A 20305-nucleotide genomic window follows, 5' to 3' on the forward strand; every position below is an offset into this window, starting at 1 on the left:
ACATTGGTAGGGTGTGGTTCAATAAGCTCACCAACCACGTCAGACAGTATATATCATGTAAATAACCAAATTGTTGATATCTGACACACCCACTCAACAGATTTTTTAGTGTGACACTTGCGTAAGTCCCATAACTGACAGTGTAAGTATACTATCAAAAAAGTACTTTCTTTAAAGTTGATTAGTAATTACAAAGAATAACGTAAATTACTAATTGAGCATTTACAGAACAACAGTAGGTATATGAGAATTATGAAGCAATTATTAGCTTTTTGCACTTGGTTGTTTAGGTTTAACTCAGTTCAACCTAGTCATTACCGTACATCTCACCATCAAAACCGTCATAATTTCTATTCTGGACAAATGGAAATTCGTAGAGCTACCCTTGATGATTTAATGAGTGTAGCTCAAATTATCGCAGAAAGTTTTCATTCGCAAACCGGTTTTTGGGGATGGGCTTTTCCCTTGTTTCGTCTAGGTATTTACGAGGATCTACGCCATCGTCTAGTTTTGTCATTATCCCATCATGTTTGTCTAGTAGTTGTGGATGTGTCTGATGGGAAAATTATTGGTACGGCCGAATTGGCGGTAAAATTTATTGATGTTGGGAGATGGGGGCAAAAATCTTGTCCGTATCTGTCTAATTTAGCAGTTAAACCAGAATATCGGCGGATTGGTGTAGCATCTAATTTATTGACTAAGTGTGAAGAAATTACCCAGTGCTGGGGATACGAGGATTTATATCTTCATGTACTGGAAAAAAATGCTTCTGCTTGTCAGCTTTATTTGAAGTTACAATATGATGTTAGTCATATTGACTCCTATTGGAAGGGAATTATACTTAATAGCTCACGTCAAATGTTGCTACATAAAAAAATAAGTAGAATAACCCAAGTTACTAGTTATAATTATAAACCTTTTTTATCCCCCTAAATCCCCTTTTTTTACGGGGAATTTGATTGGTTTCACCCCTTTTGAACTCACAGCAAGGGGGGATCTTGTACCCCAAAGCGGAAGTCATGCATTCAAAACTAAGACATTATAGGCTTTTTAACGATTTAGAATGGTTGGTTTATTTCCGCCAATCTGTACTAGTCGAGTAATAAACCTAGTTATTTGTAACTAGCAACTTAGGTTAATAGATGATTAGCTATGAAATTCTTAACATATCGCAACTTAATTATTATGTTAGTATGGTATTGTTTTTTGTAAAATGCACTTATGACCTGGTGATTTTCTAAGATTGGGCATTTACATATATTCATGACTATTTTAACTTCTGTACTCAGTGATTTACTCAAGTCACTACCTAACTTAAGACCCCAGCTATATTTTAAGGCTTCTTTAACTGCACTTTCTCATGCTATGGAAGATCAGGTTTTGGCGGCTACTTTTAACCAACCGCTAATTATTGCTAGTTTTCAACATGAGCGATTTTATCGTCAAGAAGCACACCGTTATCAACGGTTAGCAGAGAAAAGTAATCAAATATATGTATTATCTGTACTAGAAACAGAGTTTCGTAATGATTCACAATATTATGAAAAGGTGGCCTTTGACATTGATGATCCTTTAAGTCAAGAATGGCATTTAGTGGTCATTGCAGAGAATTATTCTACTTGTTTGGTATGTCACGAAAGTAAAGGGTCTCTGAGAAAAAACCAAGAACTACCTGACTCTATTCCTAGTGTAGATATAGATACAGCGCGGAGATTTGAAGGTATTTGGACTTATGATCGTATTGTCACTCTGAAAGCTGCTGAATTATTATTAAAGAGAATTTTACTCTATCGTCCTGAACTACAGGAGAAAGTTAGAGCGATTATGGATAGGTTTAATATTGATCAGGAAAATCAGGATTCTATGATCAGTACACAGTATGGTTACGATATTGATACTAATCCTTTTGTACAAAGATTGGTGACATATTTACAAGCAAGTCAATATAAACTACATAAGGCCTATCGTTCTATTGCAGCCCAAGCAAGAAAAGAAAGTTTAGTAAATTCTATTAGTACCGCAATTAGGCGATCGCTTGATCCTCATGAAATCCTCCAAGTAGCTGCCCAGCAGTTAGGTACACATTTAGAAGCCTGTCGTTGTCTAATTTATCGCGCCCAGGTGACGGATATAAAGGCTACTATTGAACATGAATTTTTAGATCGAGGTGTGGTGTCGGTTTTAGGGCAAACTTGGGATTTAGAGTATAATCCCCTATTTCAAGAAATCACACAACATTTAGAAGGGGTCTGTGTTGCTGATACGATTACAGATAGTCGAGTAAAAAGATCCGCCTCGTTATCTGCTATAGTTAAAAAATTTGGTGTTCGTTCTTGGTTAATCGAACCAGTGTTATTTCAAGGACGACTTTTAGGTATTGTGGAACTACACTATTGCTATTTTCCGTCCCATGTATGGCAAAAGGGAGAATTAGATTTAGTTAAAGCGATCGCTACCCAAATCGGTGCAGCACTAATTCAAGCAGAATCTTTTTCCCACTTAGAAGAGTTAAATCAACAATTAGAGGCGTTAGATCGAACTCGTAGTAATCTTATTGCCATTACGGGTCATGAATTGCGCACACCATTATCAACCATACAAGTTTGTTTAGAGAGTTTATATAGTGAACCGGATATGCCTTTGGAACTACAACAGGTGATGATAAACACTGCTTTAGCGGATTCAGAAAGAATGCGAAAGTTAGTACAAGATTTTCTAACCTTATCTAACCTAGAAAGTGGCCGGGTAGAGTGGCATCCTGAAGCATTAATTGTGCAAGAATGTGTAGATTTAGCACTAAGTCGTTTACGTACCCGCAAAGAAGAAATACCGCAGATTAAAACCTATGTAGTTGATAGTTTACCCTTAGTGAGAGCCGATGGTGATTGGTTAGTGGAGGTATTAGCTAAACTCATAGAAAATGCTTGTAAATTTACACCCAGTATAGGTGAAATTACTATTGATGCCAGGAGTAATGAGGAAATGGTAGAAGTTATTGTGGGGGATACTGGTAGGGGTATAGAACCGCAAAGGTTAGAAATAGTGTTTGATCGGTTTTATCAAGAGGAGGGAGCTTTACGGCGTACTGCCGGAGGTACAGGATTGGGTTTAGCGATTTGCAGGCAAATAGTTACTGGTTGGGGTGGAAAAATCTGGGCCGAATCTAGGGGTAAGGACCAGGGTAGTCAATTTCACTTTACAATTCCTATAGTGGCAAGCGATCGCTAAAAATACAGGACTTACGCAACTGGCACATTGGTAGGGGTAGGGTAGGTCAGATATCAACAATCTATTTATTTAGGGTTTGTACTAAAAAGTCCTTTGATTGAGGCTAAGGAGATCAGGGAGTTTTTTGTATTGGACCTTTGTTTTGGTACTATACTCCTCAAAACCCTTGCACCAATTTTCTGTGCTTATCAGCCTCAAACTTTGATTTGTCTGGGTTTTATATTTTTTCATCAAGCCCTATTTACATGCAGTCTGATGCACCTTACGAAAGATTGTGTCAATCGTGAAGTATTTGCCTCTCATAAAGCGAGTTTTCGCTTTATTTGGGCTTAATTTTTTTGAAGTTCCGATAATGATTAAAACCATCCTTCATTTTCTAAGGTTTCAATTAATTGTAATCCATGAGGATCTCCTACTCCTAAAAGTGCGGCTTTTGTGTCTTCTCTTACTCCTAAATCTTGATCTTCGGCAAAGGCTTGTATTAAGGCATCTACGGCTGTAGCATACACTACGTTAGATGGTAATTCTTTACAAAGTTGGCCAATAGTCCAGGCTGAGTTACTACGAACTGCGGCAATGGGATCTTGTACTAGGGCTTCTATGAGGAAAGGAATGGCTGTAATTATTGCTTCATAACCTACTTCTGTCATCTGTGCTAGGGCACTGGCCGCCCAAAGACGAACGGCAGGTATGTCTGTTTTTAAGGCTTCTGTAAGGGGTAACAGGGAACGTTGATCACGACAGTTACCTAATGCCCATACTGCCCCTTTGCGAACGTAACCGTTAAAATCAAGGTTAAGACGATCAATTAGGGGTTCTACGGCTTCCGGGGAGGGGTTACGACCAATACCATAAGCGGCACTGACTCGTATTAGAGGACAATTATCTTGTAAAAGTTGGATTAATTGGGGTGTTGCCCTGGCATCGGTAATGTCACAAAAGGCACGGGCAGCTAACATTCTTTGCTGGGGTTGAGGGTTGGTCAGCAGTGTTAGCATTAATTCTGGATCCGGTTTGACTATTTCTGTTTCTTCCAGTGGTTTGATCTGATCTAGGGGGCTTTCTAAATCTTCTTCTGTGTCAAGTAAGGTTATTTGGTCTTCGTTGTAGATCATGATGGAATTTTATAATTATTTATCAATTATCCAAGGAGTCAGGAGATCAAGGAGTCAGCACTCTACACTCCACACTCAAGAGTCAGTTTTTAATAATAAGTCTAATAAGTAAGCTATAGTATATGCAATTTCCATAATTTTAGCAGGCAAGATGCCTGCTCTACTTTATTTAGCGACTATTTTCACAGTGATTTTACCATCCATAGGGATTGTGTTTGATAGCCCAGGTGATGATAAAGGTTGATGGCTGGTGTATTAATTTGAAATACTTGTAACCCGATTTGGCGATCGCCTCTTCGTTTTGCCCAAGTTTCTAAGTGCTGAATTAATGCTGTAGCAATACCTCTACGCCGATGTTCTGGTTCAACATACACTAGAAATATATGGGCATGACGATTACCTGTAATTTGATCTATAGCATTTCCTGCCCATAAACCAGCTATAGGGGAACAGAATTTGCTGTGATTACCTTCTGTTAACTGTGGATATACCCACCATATAGGAGTATCACGACAAAAATACTGTTCTACTGTGGTTGCTAGATGGGCAAAATTCTGATAGCTTCCCTCGCCGTGGGTATCGGGAAAGATTTCCTGATATGCACGCTGCATGAATTTTACCAAAATGGCTTTATCTAAAGTTGTGCCTTGGCGAAGATAATAACTGGGTACGGGAAAAGGGAGATTCAAAATAACAAAAGTTAAGGTTGATTTTGATCTAATTCATCTAGGACTTTTTCACAGTACCAGTTTTCTGCCATGCCAGGAAAGTTTTGTTTGGCTTGTTCAATTAATCTCTCTGCGGCAGCTACATCACCTGATAATCTAGCAATTAGCCGATTTTTGAGATAGTTACTGGTATTTTCTGGATCTCCTTCATCTACTGGTTTGTTAATTTTGCCAGGCTGTATTGGTGATGGTTCACGTTTTAACTGCCAAAATAGAACGTAATAGAGTGTACTAAAGATGATGATCAGGCTAATTGTTCCTAAAATGGTGAGGAAGTTAAAGGTGAGAGTTTGTAATACTAGTTGGGAGAGTACATAGCCTAGTAATAAACCTGTAATGATTAAGACAAATGTACCAACAAGGATAACTACTTGATTTCCCATATTTAATCTTCCTCTATTCCTGGTCTGTTAATTGTAGCTGGTTTTGAGTTCCAAGGTGCAACTAAGGGTAATAATAACAGTCCTGGGAGTGCTGCTACCATAGACAGAAGAAAAAATGTCGGCCAGCCAGTTACTTTAGCCCAGTTTCCTGCCGGTGCAGACAGTACGTCTCTACTTAAGGCCATGAGGCTAGAAAATAGGGCAAATTGTGTGGTAGTGAAGTTTTTACTACATAAACTCATCAAATAGGCTACGGTGACTACGGTAACTAGTCCGGCACTGGTATTTTCAATGATAATGGCGATCGCTAACATAGAGTAATCTTTGCCTATGATCGCTAGTGCATAATACCCTAAGTTGCTGAGTAATTGCAGGATACCAAATATCCAGAGGGCGCGATGAATGCCAGTTTTGGTCATGATTATCCCACCTAATATCACTCCTATGGTAGTGGCAACTAATCCAATAATATAAACTGTAGCCAATTCTTGATTATCAAATTTAATCTCTTTAGCAAATAAATTAGCAGTAATTCCTACTAAAGAATCTCCTAATTTATACAAAACAATAAATAGAAGAATTAACAATGATTTAGTAATGCTAAATTTTTCTAAAAAGATTTGTAATGGTAAAATTACAGCTTCTTGTAATGTGTGAGGTGTGATATTTTCTTGATTTTCATTTAGTTGAGGTTTAGGTAAAATAATTGAGGCACTAATCCAAAATATTAATAATCCACCTAAGATCCAATAAAATACTTTTAAAGGTATATATTCAGAAATTACACCACCAACTAAACCAGTAATTACGGTAATAATAACTAAAAGAAATATAACATCTTTTATTGGTAAAGATGTGTTATTTGTTGATGTAGAGTTATGTTCTATTTGTGGTTCTGAGGCAATAAAAAAAGTGGTAGCTACACCAATTAACATAAATCCTGCCATGAATAAATAAACTATATTCCAAGGCAAAAAACCTGCTAACCATGCAGCTAAGGAAAAGGCAATAAATAGGGCAATACGATAACCTAAAACCCACAAAGATGCACCTGTTTCAAATTCCAAGGGTTTTAAAATTTCTGTGCGGTAGGCATCACCAGCAATATCTTGAGTGGCACTTAAAAAAGCAATTATAAAGGATGTAATTGCTAAGGTCATTAATACTTGTGTATTTTGATTTGGTTGTTGCAATGCCATTGCTACAATAGCTATAACTAAACCAATTTGAGTTAAAAATAACCATCCTCTTCTTCCTCCTAAAAATGGTGGAGAAAATCTATCAATTAAAGGCGACCAGATAAATTTTAAGGAATATGGTAAACTAACTAAGCCAAATAGGGTAATTTTAGCAACGTCTACATTGGCATCTTTCATCCATAATTGTAGGGTACGGGTCGTGAGAAATAAAGGTAGACCGGATGCAAATCCTAATAATAACAACCCTGCCATTTTTCGGTTTTGAAATGCCTGTTTTAATGCTTGAATTTCGTTCATTTTAATTGGCAAAAATTTGTGAATTCAGGAAGATTATAGTTTCTTTGTAGCCATTTCTATTAGATCTTCAATTTTCTTGATGTTAGCATCTCCAGCTAAGTATCCTATACCTCGATGTAAGTGTAATCTAAATTGAGTTATCAGGGTTTCTCTGTTGATATCTAGCCCATCATTATGACAGCGTTGTTTTAATGCTAAAAGGAAAATATCGCCCATTTCTCCTGCAAATACGCGCCATGTCATTTCTACGTTGCTATCTTGGGGAATGGGTACGGATGTGGGTGGGGTCGGTTCAGCTAAGGAACGACAAAATGCCCAACGACATAGTATATTCCACTGTTCTATATCTGTGTTACGTTTGAGTTTTAAGAGTTGATCTTTGGCGGTTTGAGATAGACGAATGCGTTCTATTGGAGATTCCATGATTTTGGTAGTATGTAGAAGAATATGATTTTATTTCACGCACAGACCCAGAGTCTCGGAGTTTTATCTTAATTTAGTCAACTATTGCCAAAAGTATCCATCTTGAATTGTTGTTTCTCTTTTTCCAGGATGGTATTTTAATAGGTATTGACGGGCGATCGCTTCTGTTTCTGTTAAGTTTTGATATTCTTTTTGTCCTATTTCTGTATCTGTGGATAGGAGAATTACTTGATGACTTGCTGAGGGAAAATAGCGTTCTACAAGGTTATTTCTATGGGATGAATCTAATCTTCCCAAAGGTGTATCTATGGCTACTGGAAGGCGTTTCCCTGATACTTTTGCTAGTCCCCAAAGGAAAGCGATCGCTAATAATTGTTTTTCTCCTGCTGATAGGCGATGTTTAGCAACTGGTTTACCATTAAAATCATATAATGATAGTCTAAATGTTTTCTCATCAATAGCTATTCTATAAACTAAATCTGATTTATGTAGTAAATAAAGAAAACAGTTTTTAACTTCGTCTTCTAATTTATTCAATTTCCTTAAAGTCAATCTTTCTCTAAATATTTTTAACGTATTTTGTACCTCGGTTGCTGCATTAATTAAATGTTCATTACTTTCATGTTTAAGATTTGCTACTGTATAACTATTTAATTCTTTCTTAGTTTGATTAATTTTTATTTCTAATTCTTGTAAATTTTGCTTATGAAGTTCTACTTTACTCTGCATTTTACTATGTCTATTACGCCATATTTCCATTGTATTTTTTAACTTTGTATATTCTTCTGGTGTTGCGGCGGTTTGCATTTGTCTTTCTAATCTAAACATTTCCTCTTGATAATTACTTAATTCTAATAATTGTTTTTGGGCAGTATTTTGGCAAGTTTTCAGACGATACATTAAATTATCAAGTAAGGTTAAACTTTCTTCATCTGCATTTAACCAAGTTATTTCTTTGGATGAATTAGCTGTATATAATTTTTCGATATCTTCTGCTAAAAAATATTGAATATTTGTTAATTTTTCTAATTCAATATCTAATGTATTTAACCAATTAATTAATCTTTGATCTCTAGCAATTAAAACATCTTTAGCTAATTGCATTTGTTGAGTGCGAAATTCTTTTTCAACTTGATGTTGTACTTGAGATAATAAATTAGGAATTAAAGCTAAAGGTAACACATCTGCTGCTAAATCACATAAGGATTTACGAGTATTTTCAATAATTTTAGTTTTCTCTTCTTTTTGGTTATCTAATTGACTGCGTTCTGAAGCAATTTTTCCACCTTCAGAAATAAATTTATTTAAAGCATCATCAGATTTAGTTTTTAATTCTGTTAGTTCATTATTTAGAGATTCTAATTGATTTGTTAAATCATCATAAGTTTCTTGTTGTTTTGCTAAACGAGATTCAATTTCTTCCAATTTAGCTAAATCTTGACTATCAGCATTTTCTTTCTTTTTACGATTAATTAATATTTCTAAATCTATAGCTAATTTATCAGCTAATTCTAATCCTAAAAGTGCATTAATAGCATCAACTACAATGGGAGGAGGAGTTTCTTGTTCTGCTAATTCTTTAACTTGTTCTCCATCAAATAGAAATAAATTAGAAATACCTAAAGGTAAGATATTTTCTATATATTCATCCCAAATATTAGCTAAGGAGTCTGGCCAAGTTTCATCTTCTCCTAAAATACCTAAAGAGTCTTTACCATCTTTAGGGTTTTTTTCCCAAGTTCTGACGATGCGATATTGAATGGGTTTATCATCTTCAATATGTTCAAAAACTAATTCAATTCTGGTTTTTTCTATGGGGTTAGCTTTGCTATTGACGCATTGAGTTAAAAAATCACTATAACTGAGATTTCCTCTGGTGGAACATTGGGCGCGTGGTCCATATAAAGCTAGACGAATTGCATCCATAAGGGTGGTTTTTCCGCCTCCATTCATACCTCCTAAAAGGATAATTGGGCGGTGATTATCTTCATCAATTCTAGGGTTGAGATTGATGACTTGTCTACCAGCGTAAGGTCCGAAGTTTTGCAGAACTAATTCTAGGAATATCATGGTTGTTAAATAATTGATAATTGACAATTGATAGTTAATTTCTTTGTTTACCGATTTGGAAAATCTCATCAGCAGTTAAATTTAAGTTAGGAAATGTGGAAGAAATCAAAACATCATTACCCGTAAATTGAGTTAGTTGATATTCACCTTCAACCAAGTTATAAATAGATATAGTTGGTTGTTTAGGATTACCAATATATCTTCTACCTCCTAAAGCTAAATAATCAGCAATCCAATATTCAGGAATACCTAATTTTTCATATTCTGCCAATTTGGTTAAATAGTCATCTTGCCAATTTTTACTCACTACTTCAATGATTAAACGTACTGTTTTACCTTGAGTAATTGTAGAATCTTTATTCCATAATGGTTCATTATTAATAGCATCCCAATCTAAGACAATGACATCAGGATTATAACCAGATTTTGCAGAATCTACAGGTTTAACAATACATTGTCGGGGAATAAAATAAGGGAGATTATTTTGTTCAATTTGTACTGCTAATTTTAATCCTAAAAATCCTCCTACTTGTTCATGAGTTCCCGTTGGTTGCATTTCAATAATTACTCCATCATGTAATTCAAATTTCCCATAGCCATCTGGATACCACTCGGAAAATTGTTCTAAGTCTATTAATTCGGTTAATGTTTGTAACATCTTTTATTCTTCCTTTTTCTGAAATTTCATACGGGCAAAGTTTTCTGGTTTATTCTCTGGTTGACTTTCTTCCTTTTTTGATGCTGCATCTAACTTTAATTGTTTAAATGCTTCCCTAATTTTGGCTACATCTCCATCACTAGCAGCTTGTCGTAAATCCCGTTTTAAATGGGCATTTCTAATAGCATCTTCTTGAGATCGGGAACTTGTATCAAAGCATTTTTCTAAACTCTCAAAAATACCAATACGTCGCGCTTTCTTTTTAAATTGTCTTTCTGTATCTAACAGTTTTGACATTAATTCTAGGCGCATTCCGTCACCATCACATATTTCTTCTAATATTTGCCATTCATCACTACCAAGTAAACTATAATCTGATCCTGGACGAGGATCTTTAAATTTTTCTCCTGTCACTTCTTGATAAATACGGGGTAAACTATCATCAAATTCGTGTTTTTCTTCTAACCATATTCTTCTAATTTCACTCAATTCTTCTATGGAAATTAGGGTAATATCCCGCATATTTTCCGGTGCTGTTTGACGCATTTCTGTTTGTGCTGTTAGGAGTTTTCTTAACCAATATTCTCGCCAATATTTTGTATATGGTCCCGGTACTGGTTCAATAGAAGTTTCACCTTTAATATCACGTTCAAATAATTGAACTTGCCCCCACATCCGGCGAAAGTCCCTTTTATCTCTATCATCTCTAATATCTAATTCATTACGCATATCTAATAGAGGTTGCATCCATTCTTTTTCTTCATCATTTTGAATCATTGCCTCCATAGATTTATCTTTATTTACTAATGTACAAACCCAACATCCAAAACGTGAATCACCACAGCTACGAGTAGAACTATCAATAACTAAAGGACATTCATTATCTGCTGTTGCTCCTCGATACATATTAAATAAATCTTTATTGCTATATTCCCAAGGATTTTGATATTGATTTAAGTAAATCCAAACTTCATCAGTACGCCAATCTTCAAGAGGCGTATAAACTAAAGAATTTGGTAAACTTGCATTTGGACTTAACCTATCTCTTACTCTACCAACTTGATGTTTTCTCATAGTAGCTGCACGAGTAGCACTTTCTGCTTTTCGTGTACCTAAAACAATAATAGTTTCTCCATTAGCTCTTACTATTTGACGAATAAATTGATTAGCAGGATTAATCTTTAAACGCGAAGTACACCAGCGAAATTGATGACGAGGTGCAGGATATCCTTTACCAATTAAATTTACCCAAAAAGAATCTTCTGTTATTGGTTGTAATAAATGTGGTTTTATTGGCATTGCTTGTGTTTCTGCGGCAATTTCCATGTGTTTTAATGAAGTACGTACCCAACCAGAAACATAAGGATTTTCTACACCTGTATCTGTGGTAATTACATGAATAGTTTTAGTTCTTTTTTCTGGAGGTAATTCAGAAATGGCATTCCAAATAAGCTGTAAAGTAGCTGTACTGTCTTTACCACCAGAATAACCCACAACCCAAGGAATAGCATCTAAACAATATAAATCTTGAATTTCTTTACTCAGTGCTTTAATATCTTCTATAAATTCTGCTACAGTACGATTTTCTGAAGTCTGTATTTCTGGTTGTTGCGCTGTAGTCATGATTTGATACCTGCTAATATATGGATGCAACCGGATTTTTGCTTAATATAAGTCAAAGTACAGGAAACTAATTATACTCAGTGAATTGTTTTTAAGTTTCCCAAACACTTTTTAAAAACTATACTTTGATTATGCCATTTTTAGCAACAGTCAACTATTCCATCTCACCATTAATTTTTAAAAACTAACCATGACTGATAATACATCTGAACTAAAGGGTAATATTTCGCAACAGTACCCAGAAAATGCTAACGAAGAAACGTTATCTTTATTACTAAATAAATTTTTAGGTCAAAAAGACTATATTCTTGTCCAAGAAACTGAAATGGGTGGTATAAAGTCCTATGTGGGTTCTGTCACTTTAGAATGGTTTGCAAATAGAGTTAATTATGCTTCATCTTTACCTCTACTTAAACATAAGTACAACTCAGAAACACAAAATATTGAAATTGATGCCGATAGTATTGATGAAGTTCAACAACGTCCTTTAGATTGGTCGCGTCAAGGAGCGTTAGTTCAATATTTAGCAGCTAGAAAAAACCATAAGTTTCCACCAGTTTTAGTGGTAATTAATCAATCTTGGGTCGACGAATCTAAAGCGGAACAGTGGGATAATCATGGTTATGCTAAACAATCTACTATGGATTTTATTCCTTTAAATAAAAATGGTGAAGTGGGTTTACTCAATGTTGCTGAAGATAATGTGAGTATTTATGCTTTGGATGGTCAACATCGTTTAATGGGAGTACAGGGTTTATTGCAGTTAATTAAAAATGGTAATTTGCAACGTTACAAAAAGGATAAAACTCCTATTAATAGTTTTATTACTATATCGGAATTAGTAGATAATTATCAGGTAGATATTAATAATTTGAAAAATTTACCCCAGGAAAAAATCGGCATTGAGTTTATTTGTGCAGTTAATAAAGGTGAAAATTATACAGCAGCAAAACAACGAATTAGGTCTATTTTTGTTCATGTAAATTTGATGGCTGCACCTTTAACTAAGGGACAATTAACACAGTTAAATGAAGATGATGGTTTTGCCATTGTAGCCCGCAAAATTGCGGTGAATCATCCACTTTTAGCAGAGAAGAATGGGCGGAAACAGCGTGTAAATTGGAATAGTACAACGGTAGCAATTAATTCTACTGTTTTAACTACTTTGCAAGCGTTACAGGATATGTCAAACCAATATTTAGGGCAGAAATTTTCCCATTGGAAACCTTTGGAAAAGGGGTTAATTCCTATGCGGCCAGAAGAACATGAATTACAGGAAGGAATTGAAGATTTTACGGAGTTATTTGATAATTTATCGAGTCTTCCCAGTTATAAAGTTTTAGAACATGAAGACACACCTGTTTTGAGACGTTTTAGTTTTGAAAAAGGAGGAGGAGAAGGTAATATGTTATTTCGTCCTGTGTCTCAAGTTGCTTTAGCGCAGGCTTTAGGAATTTTGATTTTTAGAAAAGGTTTTGATTTAGAAGATGTTTTTAAGAAGTTAAGAAAATTTGATCGTCAAGGTGGTTTTAGTGGTATGGAACATCCTCATTCTTTGTGGTATGGGGTATTATATGATCCTAATAAAAAGCGGGTACAGGTATCAGGAAAAGATTTAGCTGTGAAGTTATTAATTTATATTTTGGGGGGAATAAATGAACAGATGGAAGTGGCTAATTTACGTAAGAGTTTAGCTAATGCTAGAAGTACAGAAGACAATACTATTGGTTTTGATGGTAGGTTGGTTAAACCCCAGGATATAGGTTTACCAGTGATTTTGTAGTTGTATTTATAGCGGAAATATATATTGAATAATAAAAATATCAAGATACCCGACTTGTTTAAGAAGTTAGGTATCTCAACTATTTTCTTTGTTGAATCTATGTTGAACTAAGAAACTTCCTTAAATCAAAATCTTCGTTTTCTTGATTTATATTCTGTTTATCAGAAATCAAATATAATAAAATTCTATCAGTATAATCAACAGAACCTCTTAATTCAATTCCTAAAATTTCCAAACCTCCATTAGCATACTCTTCAAAAATTTCATTACGTTGTTTTTCATATTCTTCTTCATTAGGGGATAAAATCCTAATATCTTGATTTTCTGTAAATCCAATTAATTTAATAATATTATCATACCCCATAGTGGCAAAAATTTCTAATCTAATTGGTGCTGGTTCACGTTTAGAAATTTCCCCCAAAGGAACACGCTTATTATGTTTAACTCCTAAAGCAGCAGCAAAAACTATCACATCAGCAAAAGTTTGAAACGGACCGTTTCCTCCATCAGTAGAGGTTAAACCCTTAACTAAATCAGCTTTATCTTTAGCAACCCTAATTCTACCAGTTTCCGCCATAATCAACTTCCATTATTAATCAAGAAATATCATATCTCAAATCAGCAAAAACATTAATTTTCTTGATAATTTGTAATTTAAGTATCTTCTAATAACATAACATTTTCATAAACCAAAGACAAAGGAAAACGAAAGTCAACACTTTTTAAATAAACTTCATCTCCTTCAATAAAAGGATGTAATTCCCATATTCCCTGATCATTTAACCGAAAACAGTCTAAACCAATTTTTTGATAATCAATTAAAACGTATTCCTGTAAACTGGAAATAGTACGATATTTTTCAAACTTTTTACCTCTATCATAACCTTCTGTACTAGGAGAAAGTACTTCAACAATTAAACAAGGAAACTGAATAAATTTAATAGCTTGTTTATCTCTAGGATCACAACTTACCATTACATCAGGATAATAAAATGGACCTTTTTCTGATATACCTAATTTAGCATCTGACATGAAAGTAAGACATTTACTTCCCCGTAAATGATTTTTTAATCCTGATGCTAAATTTAATGCAATGGTAGTATGAGGAATTGTTCCTCCTGTCATAGCATACGCTTCTCCATTAAAATATTCATATTTAATTTCTTGCAATTCTTCCCATTTTAAAAACTCTTGGGGACTCATATAATTTCTATTAGGAACAGCAACCATTATTTTTTACCTCTTTTTTGTTGATTGCACTATTATTACACAATTTAACTAAAAAATCACAACCTAACTAAAAATATTTAACAACCAACGATTAATTTCTCCATCATCTTGATTTTGACTACGCTGAATTGCTTCTTTAACAATATCTATTTTTAATCCTGGTAAAACTTTTGATTCTGTAATTTTCCTACTTCCTCTATCAATAATTTCAAAAGCGATAATATCATAATTATTTGCATCTAATACCCAATATTCTTTCACTCCTAAACGTTCATAAAGTAACCTTTTAAACCCTAAATCATCATTAATACAAGTAGCAGCAATTTCTATAACTAATGTTGGTGCTGATAGTTCATTAATATTGATAGGGGAATTATTTAAAGCAGGAAATTTGAGATCGTTACCAATGTAAAAAGCGATGTCTGGTTGTGATTCTAATTCTCCTGTTTTTCTAAAACTGGTATTTGTTGCTTCAACAATTTTGATGTTTCTTAAAGTAGCAAATAAACTCACTACTTTAGAAATAACTGCATTATGACGGCCATGACGAAAACCTACTGGAGACATTTCTACTCTCATGTAATTTTGACAGTAATAAAACTTTGCTTGTTGATAATGGGAATTATCCGCAATTTTCATAAATTCATCCCAGTTAGATATTACCCATTTATCTGTAATAATTTGTGGTATATTATTTGATAAATTGGCGGATGAATTAGATATGTTAGTTGGTAAATCAACAACTGTCATTATATTACCTCTCTCTTTCAACTTCAATAATTTCCGTATATTCAAAACCATTACAACTTTGTCTCACTAAAGCATATTTTTCATCTCCTAATTCAATAAAATCTTGTTCACAATTAGGTTTAGTGGAATAATAAGTTAATACATATTCCCTCCCTATTCTATCAGCAATTTCTTCTTCAACTTCTACTCTCCATTGTGTTTTAGTTACTAATACCACTAATTGATTTGCTAATTTGGGAATTGTTTGGGCAATATGACGACGAGAATTAGCATCTAAACTGCCAAAAGGTGAATCCATGACTATAGGAAAGGTGCTACTATCGGGAACTATAATGATTTTTCTCTTTTCGTTCCATTCTCTGACTTTATCAATTATACTAGCAATAAATGACAGGCTGAGAATTTGATTTTCTCCTGTGGAAGCTGCTACTGGTGCTTCTATTCCTGTGGTATTTTCTACTAATATTAGTTCATATTTTTCGGTTATTTTGGGTATATAGGGGGTAAAAGAAATTTGAAAAAATATTTCTTGAACTCGCTTTTCTAATTGTAGTCTAAATTGGTTCTCTTGTCTATTTTTGACTTCTATTAATCTTTCAATTGCGTCTTGAGTGGCGGTAATTCGACGTTGTGCTAATATTTGTCTTTCTTCATTTTGTTTTTGTTTAGAAAGTTGTTTAATTAAACTATCTAATTGGGTTTTTATATGGGAAATTTCTTTTTCATTTGCACCTTGTTCTCTATTTAATTCATCAATTTTTGCTTCTATGAAATCTAGCCTTTTTTGTAATCCACTAATATCTTCATTAGGATCTTTTCGCAATACTTCCTCTATTTGATCTATTTCTTTTTCAATTTGGGATATTGTATCTCTGAGTTGGGTATTTCTCAGTTGTTCTCTATCTACATTCTCCCAAAATAATATGGCTTGTTTATCAAGATCATCTATTTGCGCTCCCATGCGAATTGCTGTTTCTTCTACTGTGGAAGATCCTGTTTTTCTTAGTAATGATTTGACGTGAAAATGTCCATGTCCTCCTTCTTTTAATTCTGCGCCACAAATACATCTTCCATTTTGAATTAAGTCTGATACAAATTCTTTGGAAATTCCTGATGTGAGTTCTCCTCTCTGTTTTAAATGGGTGATAATTTCTCTAAATTTACTATTGGTGTCTCCTAATAAAACTGTATAGGCTTGTTTGGAGATGATCTTTTTAATGGTTTCTTTGGTTTTTTTTAGTTCTTCTTGATTGGTACGTTTTTGAGTTTCTAAATTCTGCCGTCTTTCTTGTAATTCTTTGACAGCAGATAGTTCTATTAGTCGGTTACTAATGTCTTTTTTAAATGTCTGTTGATGTTCTAATTCTCTTTTGATTTCTGTTTGTCTTTGATGCAGTTTTTCTGTTTCTGTTTCTAGTTCTTTTTGTTGATTTAATAGTTGTTTTGTCTCCGCATCTCCAATTGCTGCTAATTCACTATCTAGGCTTTTTTTGGCTTCTTTTAAATGTCTAATTGCTAGTTCAATGACTTTTACTCCTAAAAATGTTTCTGTTGCTTCTGCTATTTCTGATCTTTTATCAGAACGTACTATTTGTTCTATTCTTTCTCCATCGAAAAAGAAATATTGATGTAATATTGATGGCAGGATATTGTTAATTATTTCTTCTGGTGGTTCAATGGGAAAATACCATTTACCATCGTCTCCAGAAACTTGAATTGTTAGTTTACTTTTGCTGGTTTCTAAAAATAAGTTGCTGCTTTTATGTGTGCGACAAGTGCGTTTTGCACGGTAACGGTTTCCTTCATGTTCCCAACCAACTTCTACCCAACATTCTATGGTTTGATTATGTTCTGCTTCGGCGATCGCTCTCTTATTTACTAACTGGTCAACAGCAGCAAATGCGGCAGTGAATTTCTCATATAATACCCATGTAAAGGCATTCAATATTGTGGTTTTTCCTGCGCCATTATTCCCATGAATAATTGTTGTATTTCGTAGGTCATTTTCCGCTATGATAATTTCTGGTGTCTTCCCATAAAATGACCGAAAATTATACAATCTGATGGATGTTAATTTCATTGCACGGCTTCCTTAATTATCATTAATATATCATCATTAATTGCTGCTTTACTCTTGCGAGCTAATCTTGATTTTTCTAATTTGCACACTTTTTCGATGATCTGTTTTACTTCTGGTGGTGCGCTCATAATTGGTTTTTGTACATCTTCAATGGCAATATTTTCACTCTCTGACTCTATATTTGATTCTATTAACATCATTTTTATGTAATCTTTGGTGTAACTAACTTTCTCTCTATTTTAACCATGTTTGCACCGACATTTATCACTGTAAATTTTATGTAATATTTTAAAATAAAAATTACAAAAAATTTGTTTTTTGCTGTAGAAACTAGTTGACTTTTTCCTATATTTAATGATAAATTATAAGATGATAGTTTTATAATTAAAATTTGCTTTAATGTAAAAAGATACAAATATTCCATTATAAAAAATATAGCATATAAATCTAAATCTCATTATTAAGATTTGTAAATTTTGTAAATAAATATAGCTCCAATAACAAAGTAATATTTAATACTAATATATTTATTGATAATTTTTATGTAAAAATTAATTTAGAAAATACTGATAAAAGATCAAACTTGTCAGGTATAGGTTGAGAAGTATGGAATATTATTGTTAAAATTATTAATGAATGATTGTAAAAATATTGTTTGATAAACCGATAAAAATATGACACAATTTCAATTAAAAGCACCTTTTACGCCCACAGGAGATCAACCACAGGCGATCGCCCAATTAGTAAATAGTATTACGAAAGGCGATCGCTATCAAACATTATTAGGAGCGACGGGAACAGGAAAAACATTTTCCATAGCAGCAGTAATTGAAAAAATAGGAAAACCCACTTTATTATTAGCACATAATAAAACTTTAGCCGCACAGTTATGTAACGAATTGAGAGAATTTTTTCCTGATAATGCAGTGGAATATTTTGTTAGTTATTACGACTATTATCAACCAGAAGCATATCTTCCTCAAACAGACACATACATAGAAAAAACCTCTGCAATTAATGAAGAAATAGATATGTTAAGACATTCTGCAACTCGTTCATTATTTGAAAGAAAAGATGTCATAGTAGTATCATCAATTAGTTGTATTTATGGGTTAGGAATGCCAGCAGAATATTTAAAAGCTGCCATACATTTAGAAATAGGCATGGAACTAGATCAACGTCAAGTATTAAGACAATTAACATCAGTCCAATATACCCGTAATGATGTAGAAATGGGCAGAGGAAAATTTAGAGTTAGGGGTGATATTTTAGAAATTGGACCAGCTTATGAAGATAGAATTATTAGAATTGAATTTTTTGGAGATGAAATAGAAGCTATTAGATATATTGATCCTATTACTGGGGAAATTATCAGTAGTTTAGGGATGATCAATATATATCCAGCACGGCACTTTGTCACACCAAAAGAAAGAGTAGAAATGGCTTGTACAGAGATTTATGAAGAGTTAAAACAGCAAAAATTAGCATTAGAAGAAATGGGAAAATTAGTAGAAGCACAAAGAATTGATCAAAGAACTCGTTATGATTTAGAAATGTTAAGAGAAGTGGGATATTGTAACGGAGTAGAAAATTATTCCCGTTATTTAGCAGGAAGAAATGCCGGAGAACCTCCAGAATGTTTAATTGATTATTTTCCCAAAGATTGGTTATTAGTAATAGATGAATCTCACGTTACAGTACCTCAATTACGGGGAATGTATAATGGAGATCAAGCTAGAAAAAAAGTATTAATAGATCATGGTTTTCGACTTCCCAGCGCTGCGGATAACCGTCCTTTAAAAGCAGAGGAATTTTGGGAAAAAGTCAATCAATGTATTTTTGTTTCTGCAACTCCTGGAGATTGGGAAGTTGAAGTTTCTGGTGATAATATTGTAGAACAAGTTATTAGACCTACAGGAGTAATTGATCCAGAAGTATTTGTCAGACCAACAGCAGGACAAATTGATGATTTATTAGGAGAAATTAAAGATCGAGTACATCGTCAAGAACGGACTTTAATTACTACTTTAACTAAAAAAATGGCAGAAGACTTGACAGAATATTTAGATGATCAAAGGATTAAAGTCAAATATTTACACTCAGAAATTAACTCAATTCAAAGAATAGAAATTATCCAAGAATTGCGAGATGGTAATTTTGATGTATTAGTGGGAGTAAATTTATTAAGGGAGGGTTTAGACTTACCAGAAGTTTCTTTAGTAGTGATCATGGATGCAGATAAGGAAGGTTTTTTACGTGCGGAAAGGTCATTAATTCAAACCATTGGCCGCGCAGCAAGACATATTAAAGGAACGGCAATTTTATATGCTGATAAATTAACAAATAGCATGATTAAAGCTATAGATGAAACTGAAAGAAGACGGGGAATACAAATGGCTTATAATAAGTTGCATGGTATCACACCACAACCGATTATCAAAAAATCTAGCAATGCCATTTTATCATTTTTAGATATGTCCAGAAAACTGAATGCAACAGAGTTGCAAACAGTGGATGAACATATAGATGAAATAGAGTTGGAGAGTATTCCTCAACTAATTTCAGTGTTAGAAAAACAAATGAAAGAAGCAGCAAAGAATATGGAATTTGAACAAGCTGCAAAATTACGCGATCGCATTAAACATTTACGAGATAAAATGTTAGGAAGACCGTAATTTAGTGATTAGAAATCACCGCTACACAAACAAAACCTACCTGGGTAGGTTATAATTTAAGTC

General features: G+C 33.8%; 17 protein-coding genes. 4 read left to right on the forward strand and 13 right to left on the reverse strand.

Features of this window, described 5'->3' with window-relative positions:
* Positions 1-252: 252 nt before the first annotated feature.
* On the forward strand, positions 253-933 hold the full coding sequence (locus tag H6F32_RS06990; protein ID WP_190368610.1) for a GNAT family N-acetyltransferase: 681 nt from the start codon (positions 253-255) through the stop codon (positions 931-933).
* 330 nt (positions 934-1263) lie between these two features.
* A complete protein-coding gene (locus H6F32_RS06995; protein WP_190368611.1) occupies positions 1264-3228 on the forward strand; it encodes a DICT sensory domain-containing protein in 1965 nt (654 codons plus the stop codon).
* 356 nt (positions 3229-3584) lie between these two features.
* Here H6F32_RS06995 and H6F32_RS07000 read toward each other — a convergent pair whose 3' ends face one another.
* From H6F32_RS07000 to dndC, 8 genes are all read right to left on the reverse strand, one after another.
* On the reverse strand, positions 3585-4340 hold the full coding sequence (locus H6F32_RS07000) for a HEAT repeat domain-containing protein (protein ID WP_190368643.1): 756 nt from the start codon (positions 4338-4340) through the stop codon (positions 3585-3587).
* Positions 4341-4525: 185 nt separating this feature from the next.
* Positions 4526-5032: a GNAT family N-acetyltransferase gene (locus tag H6F32_RS07005; RefSeq protein WP_395939580.1), complete on the reverse strand. Its 507-nt coding sequence runs from the start codon at positions 5030-5032 to the stop codon at positions 4526-4528.
* Positions 5033-5043: 11 nt separating this feature from the next.
* Entirely contained in the window at positions 5044-5454 is a 411-nt protein-coding gene (locus H6F32_RS07010) for an ABC transporter permease (RefSeq protein WP_190368612.1), read from the reverse strand.
* A 2-nt stretch (positions 5455-5456) separates the two neighbouring features.
* Entirely contained in the window at positions 5457-6950 is a 1494-nt protein-coding gene (locus H6F32_RS07015; RefSeq protein ID WP_190368613.1) for an AmpG family muropeptide MFS transporter, read from the reverse strand.
* 33 nt (positions 6951-6983) lie between these two features.
* Positions 6984-7373: a DNA sulfur modification protein DndE gene (gene dndE / locus H6F32_RS07020; RefSeq protein ID WP_190368614.1), complete on the reverse strand. Its 390-nt coding sequence runs from the start codon at positions 7371-7373 to the stop codon at positions 6984-6986.
* An 81-nt stretch (positions 7374-7454) separates the two neighbouring features.
* Positions 7455-9443: a DNA sulfur modification protein DndD gene (dndD, locus tag H6F32_RS07025; RefSeq protein WP_190368615.1), complete on the reverse strand. Its 1989-nt coding sequence runs from the start codon at positions 9441-9443 to the stop codon at positions 7455-7457.
* A 34-nt stretch (positions 9444-9477) separates the two neighbouring features.
* Positions 9478-10101, reverse strand: coding sequence for a Uma2 family endonuclease (locus H6F32_RS07030; RefSeq protein ID WP_190368616.1), 624 nt, complete (start codon positions 10099-10101; stop codon positions 9478-9480).
* A gap of 3 nt (positions 10102-10104) precedes the next feature.
* Positions 10105-11724, reverse strand: coding sequence for a DNA phosphorothioation system sulfurtransferase DndC (dndC, locus tag H6F32_RS07035; protein ID WP_190368617.1), 1620 nt, complete (start codon positions 11722-11724; stop codon positions 10105-10107).
* A 190-nt stretch (positions 11725-11914) separates the two neighbouring features.
* On the opposite strand from dndC, the gene H6F32_RS07040 reads away from it, so the two are divergent.
* The gene (locus tag H6F32_RS07040) at positions 11915-13507 is read left to right on the forward strand and encodes a DGQHR domain-containing protein (RefSeq protein ID WP_190368618.1); all 1593 of its coding nucleotides are present in this window, start codon (positions 11915-11917) and stop codon (positions 13505-13507) included.
* Positions 13508-13604: 97 nt separating this feature from the next.
* On the opposite strand, the gene H6F32_RS07045 is transcribed toward H6F32_RS07040, so the two are convergent.
* From H6F32_RS07045 to H6F32_RS07065, 5 genes are all read right to left on the reverse strand, one after another.
* Positions 13605-14084: a DNA phosphorothioation-associated protein 4 gene (locus H6F32_RS07045; protein WP_190368619.1), complete on the reverse strand. Its 480-nt coding sequence runs from the start codon at positions 14082-14084 to the stop codon at positions 13605-13607.
* 77 nt (positions 14085-14161) lie between these two features.
* On the reverse strand, positions 14162-14737 hold the full coding sequence (locus H6F32_RS07050) for a Uma2 family endonuclease (protein ID WP_190368620.1): 576 nt from the start codon (positions 14735-14737) through the stop codon (positions 14162-14164).
* Between the two features lie 63 nt (positions 14738-14800).
* The gene (locus tag H6F32_RS07055) at positions 14801-15487 is read right to left on the reverse strand and encodes a Uma2 family endonuclease (protein ID WP_190368621.1); all 687 of its coding nucleotides are present in this window, start codon (positions 15485-15487) and stop codon (positions 14801-14803) included.
* A gap of 4 nt (positions 15488-15491) precedes the next feature.
* Positions 15492-17567, reverse strand: coding sequence for an AAA family ATPase (locus H6F32_RS07060; protein WP_190368622.1), 2076 nt, complete (start codon positions 17565-17567; stop codon positions 15492-15494).
* Positions 17564-17767: a hypothetical protein gene (locus H6F32_RS07065; protein ID WP_242031072.1), complete on the reverse strand. Its 204-nt coding sequence runs from the start codon at positions 17765-17767 to the stop codon at positions 17564-17566. The genes H6F32_RS07060 and H6F32_RS07065 overlap by 4 nt, the downstream gene beginning before the upstream one ends.
* Positions 17768-18241: 474 nt before the next feature.
* Here H6F32_RS07065 and uvrB point away from each other — a divergent pair, with 474 nt between their 5' ends.
* Entirely contained in the window at positions 18242-20242 is a 2001-nt protein-coding gene (uvrB, locus tag H6F32_RS07070; RefSeq protein WP_190368623.1) for an excinuclease ABC subunit UvrB, read from the forward strand.
* Positions 20243-20305 lie beyond the last annotated feature (63 nt).

Source organism: Anabaena sp. FACHB-1237 (assembly GCF_014696225.1).
Classification (GTDB): domain Bacteria; phylum Cyanobacteriota; class Cyanobacteriia; order Cyanobacteriales; family Nostocaceae; genus FACHB-1237.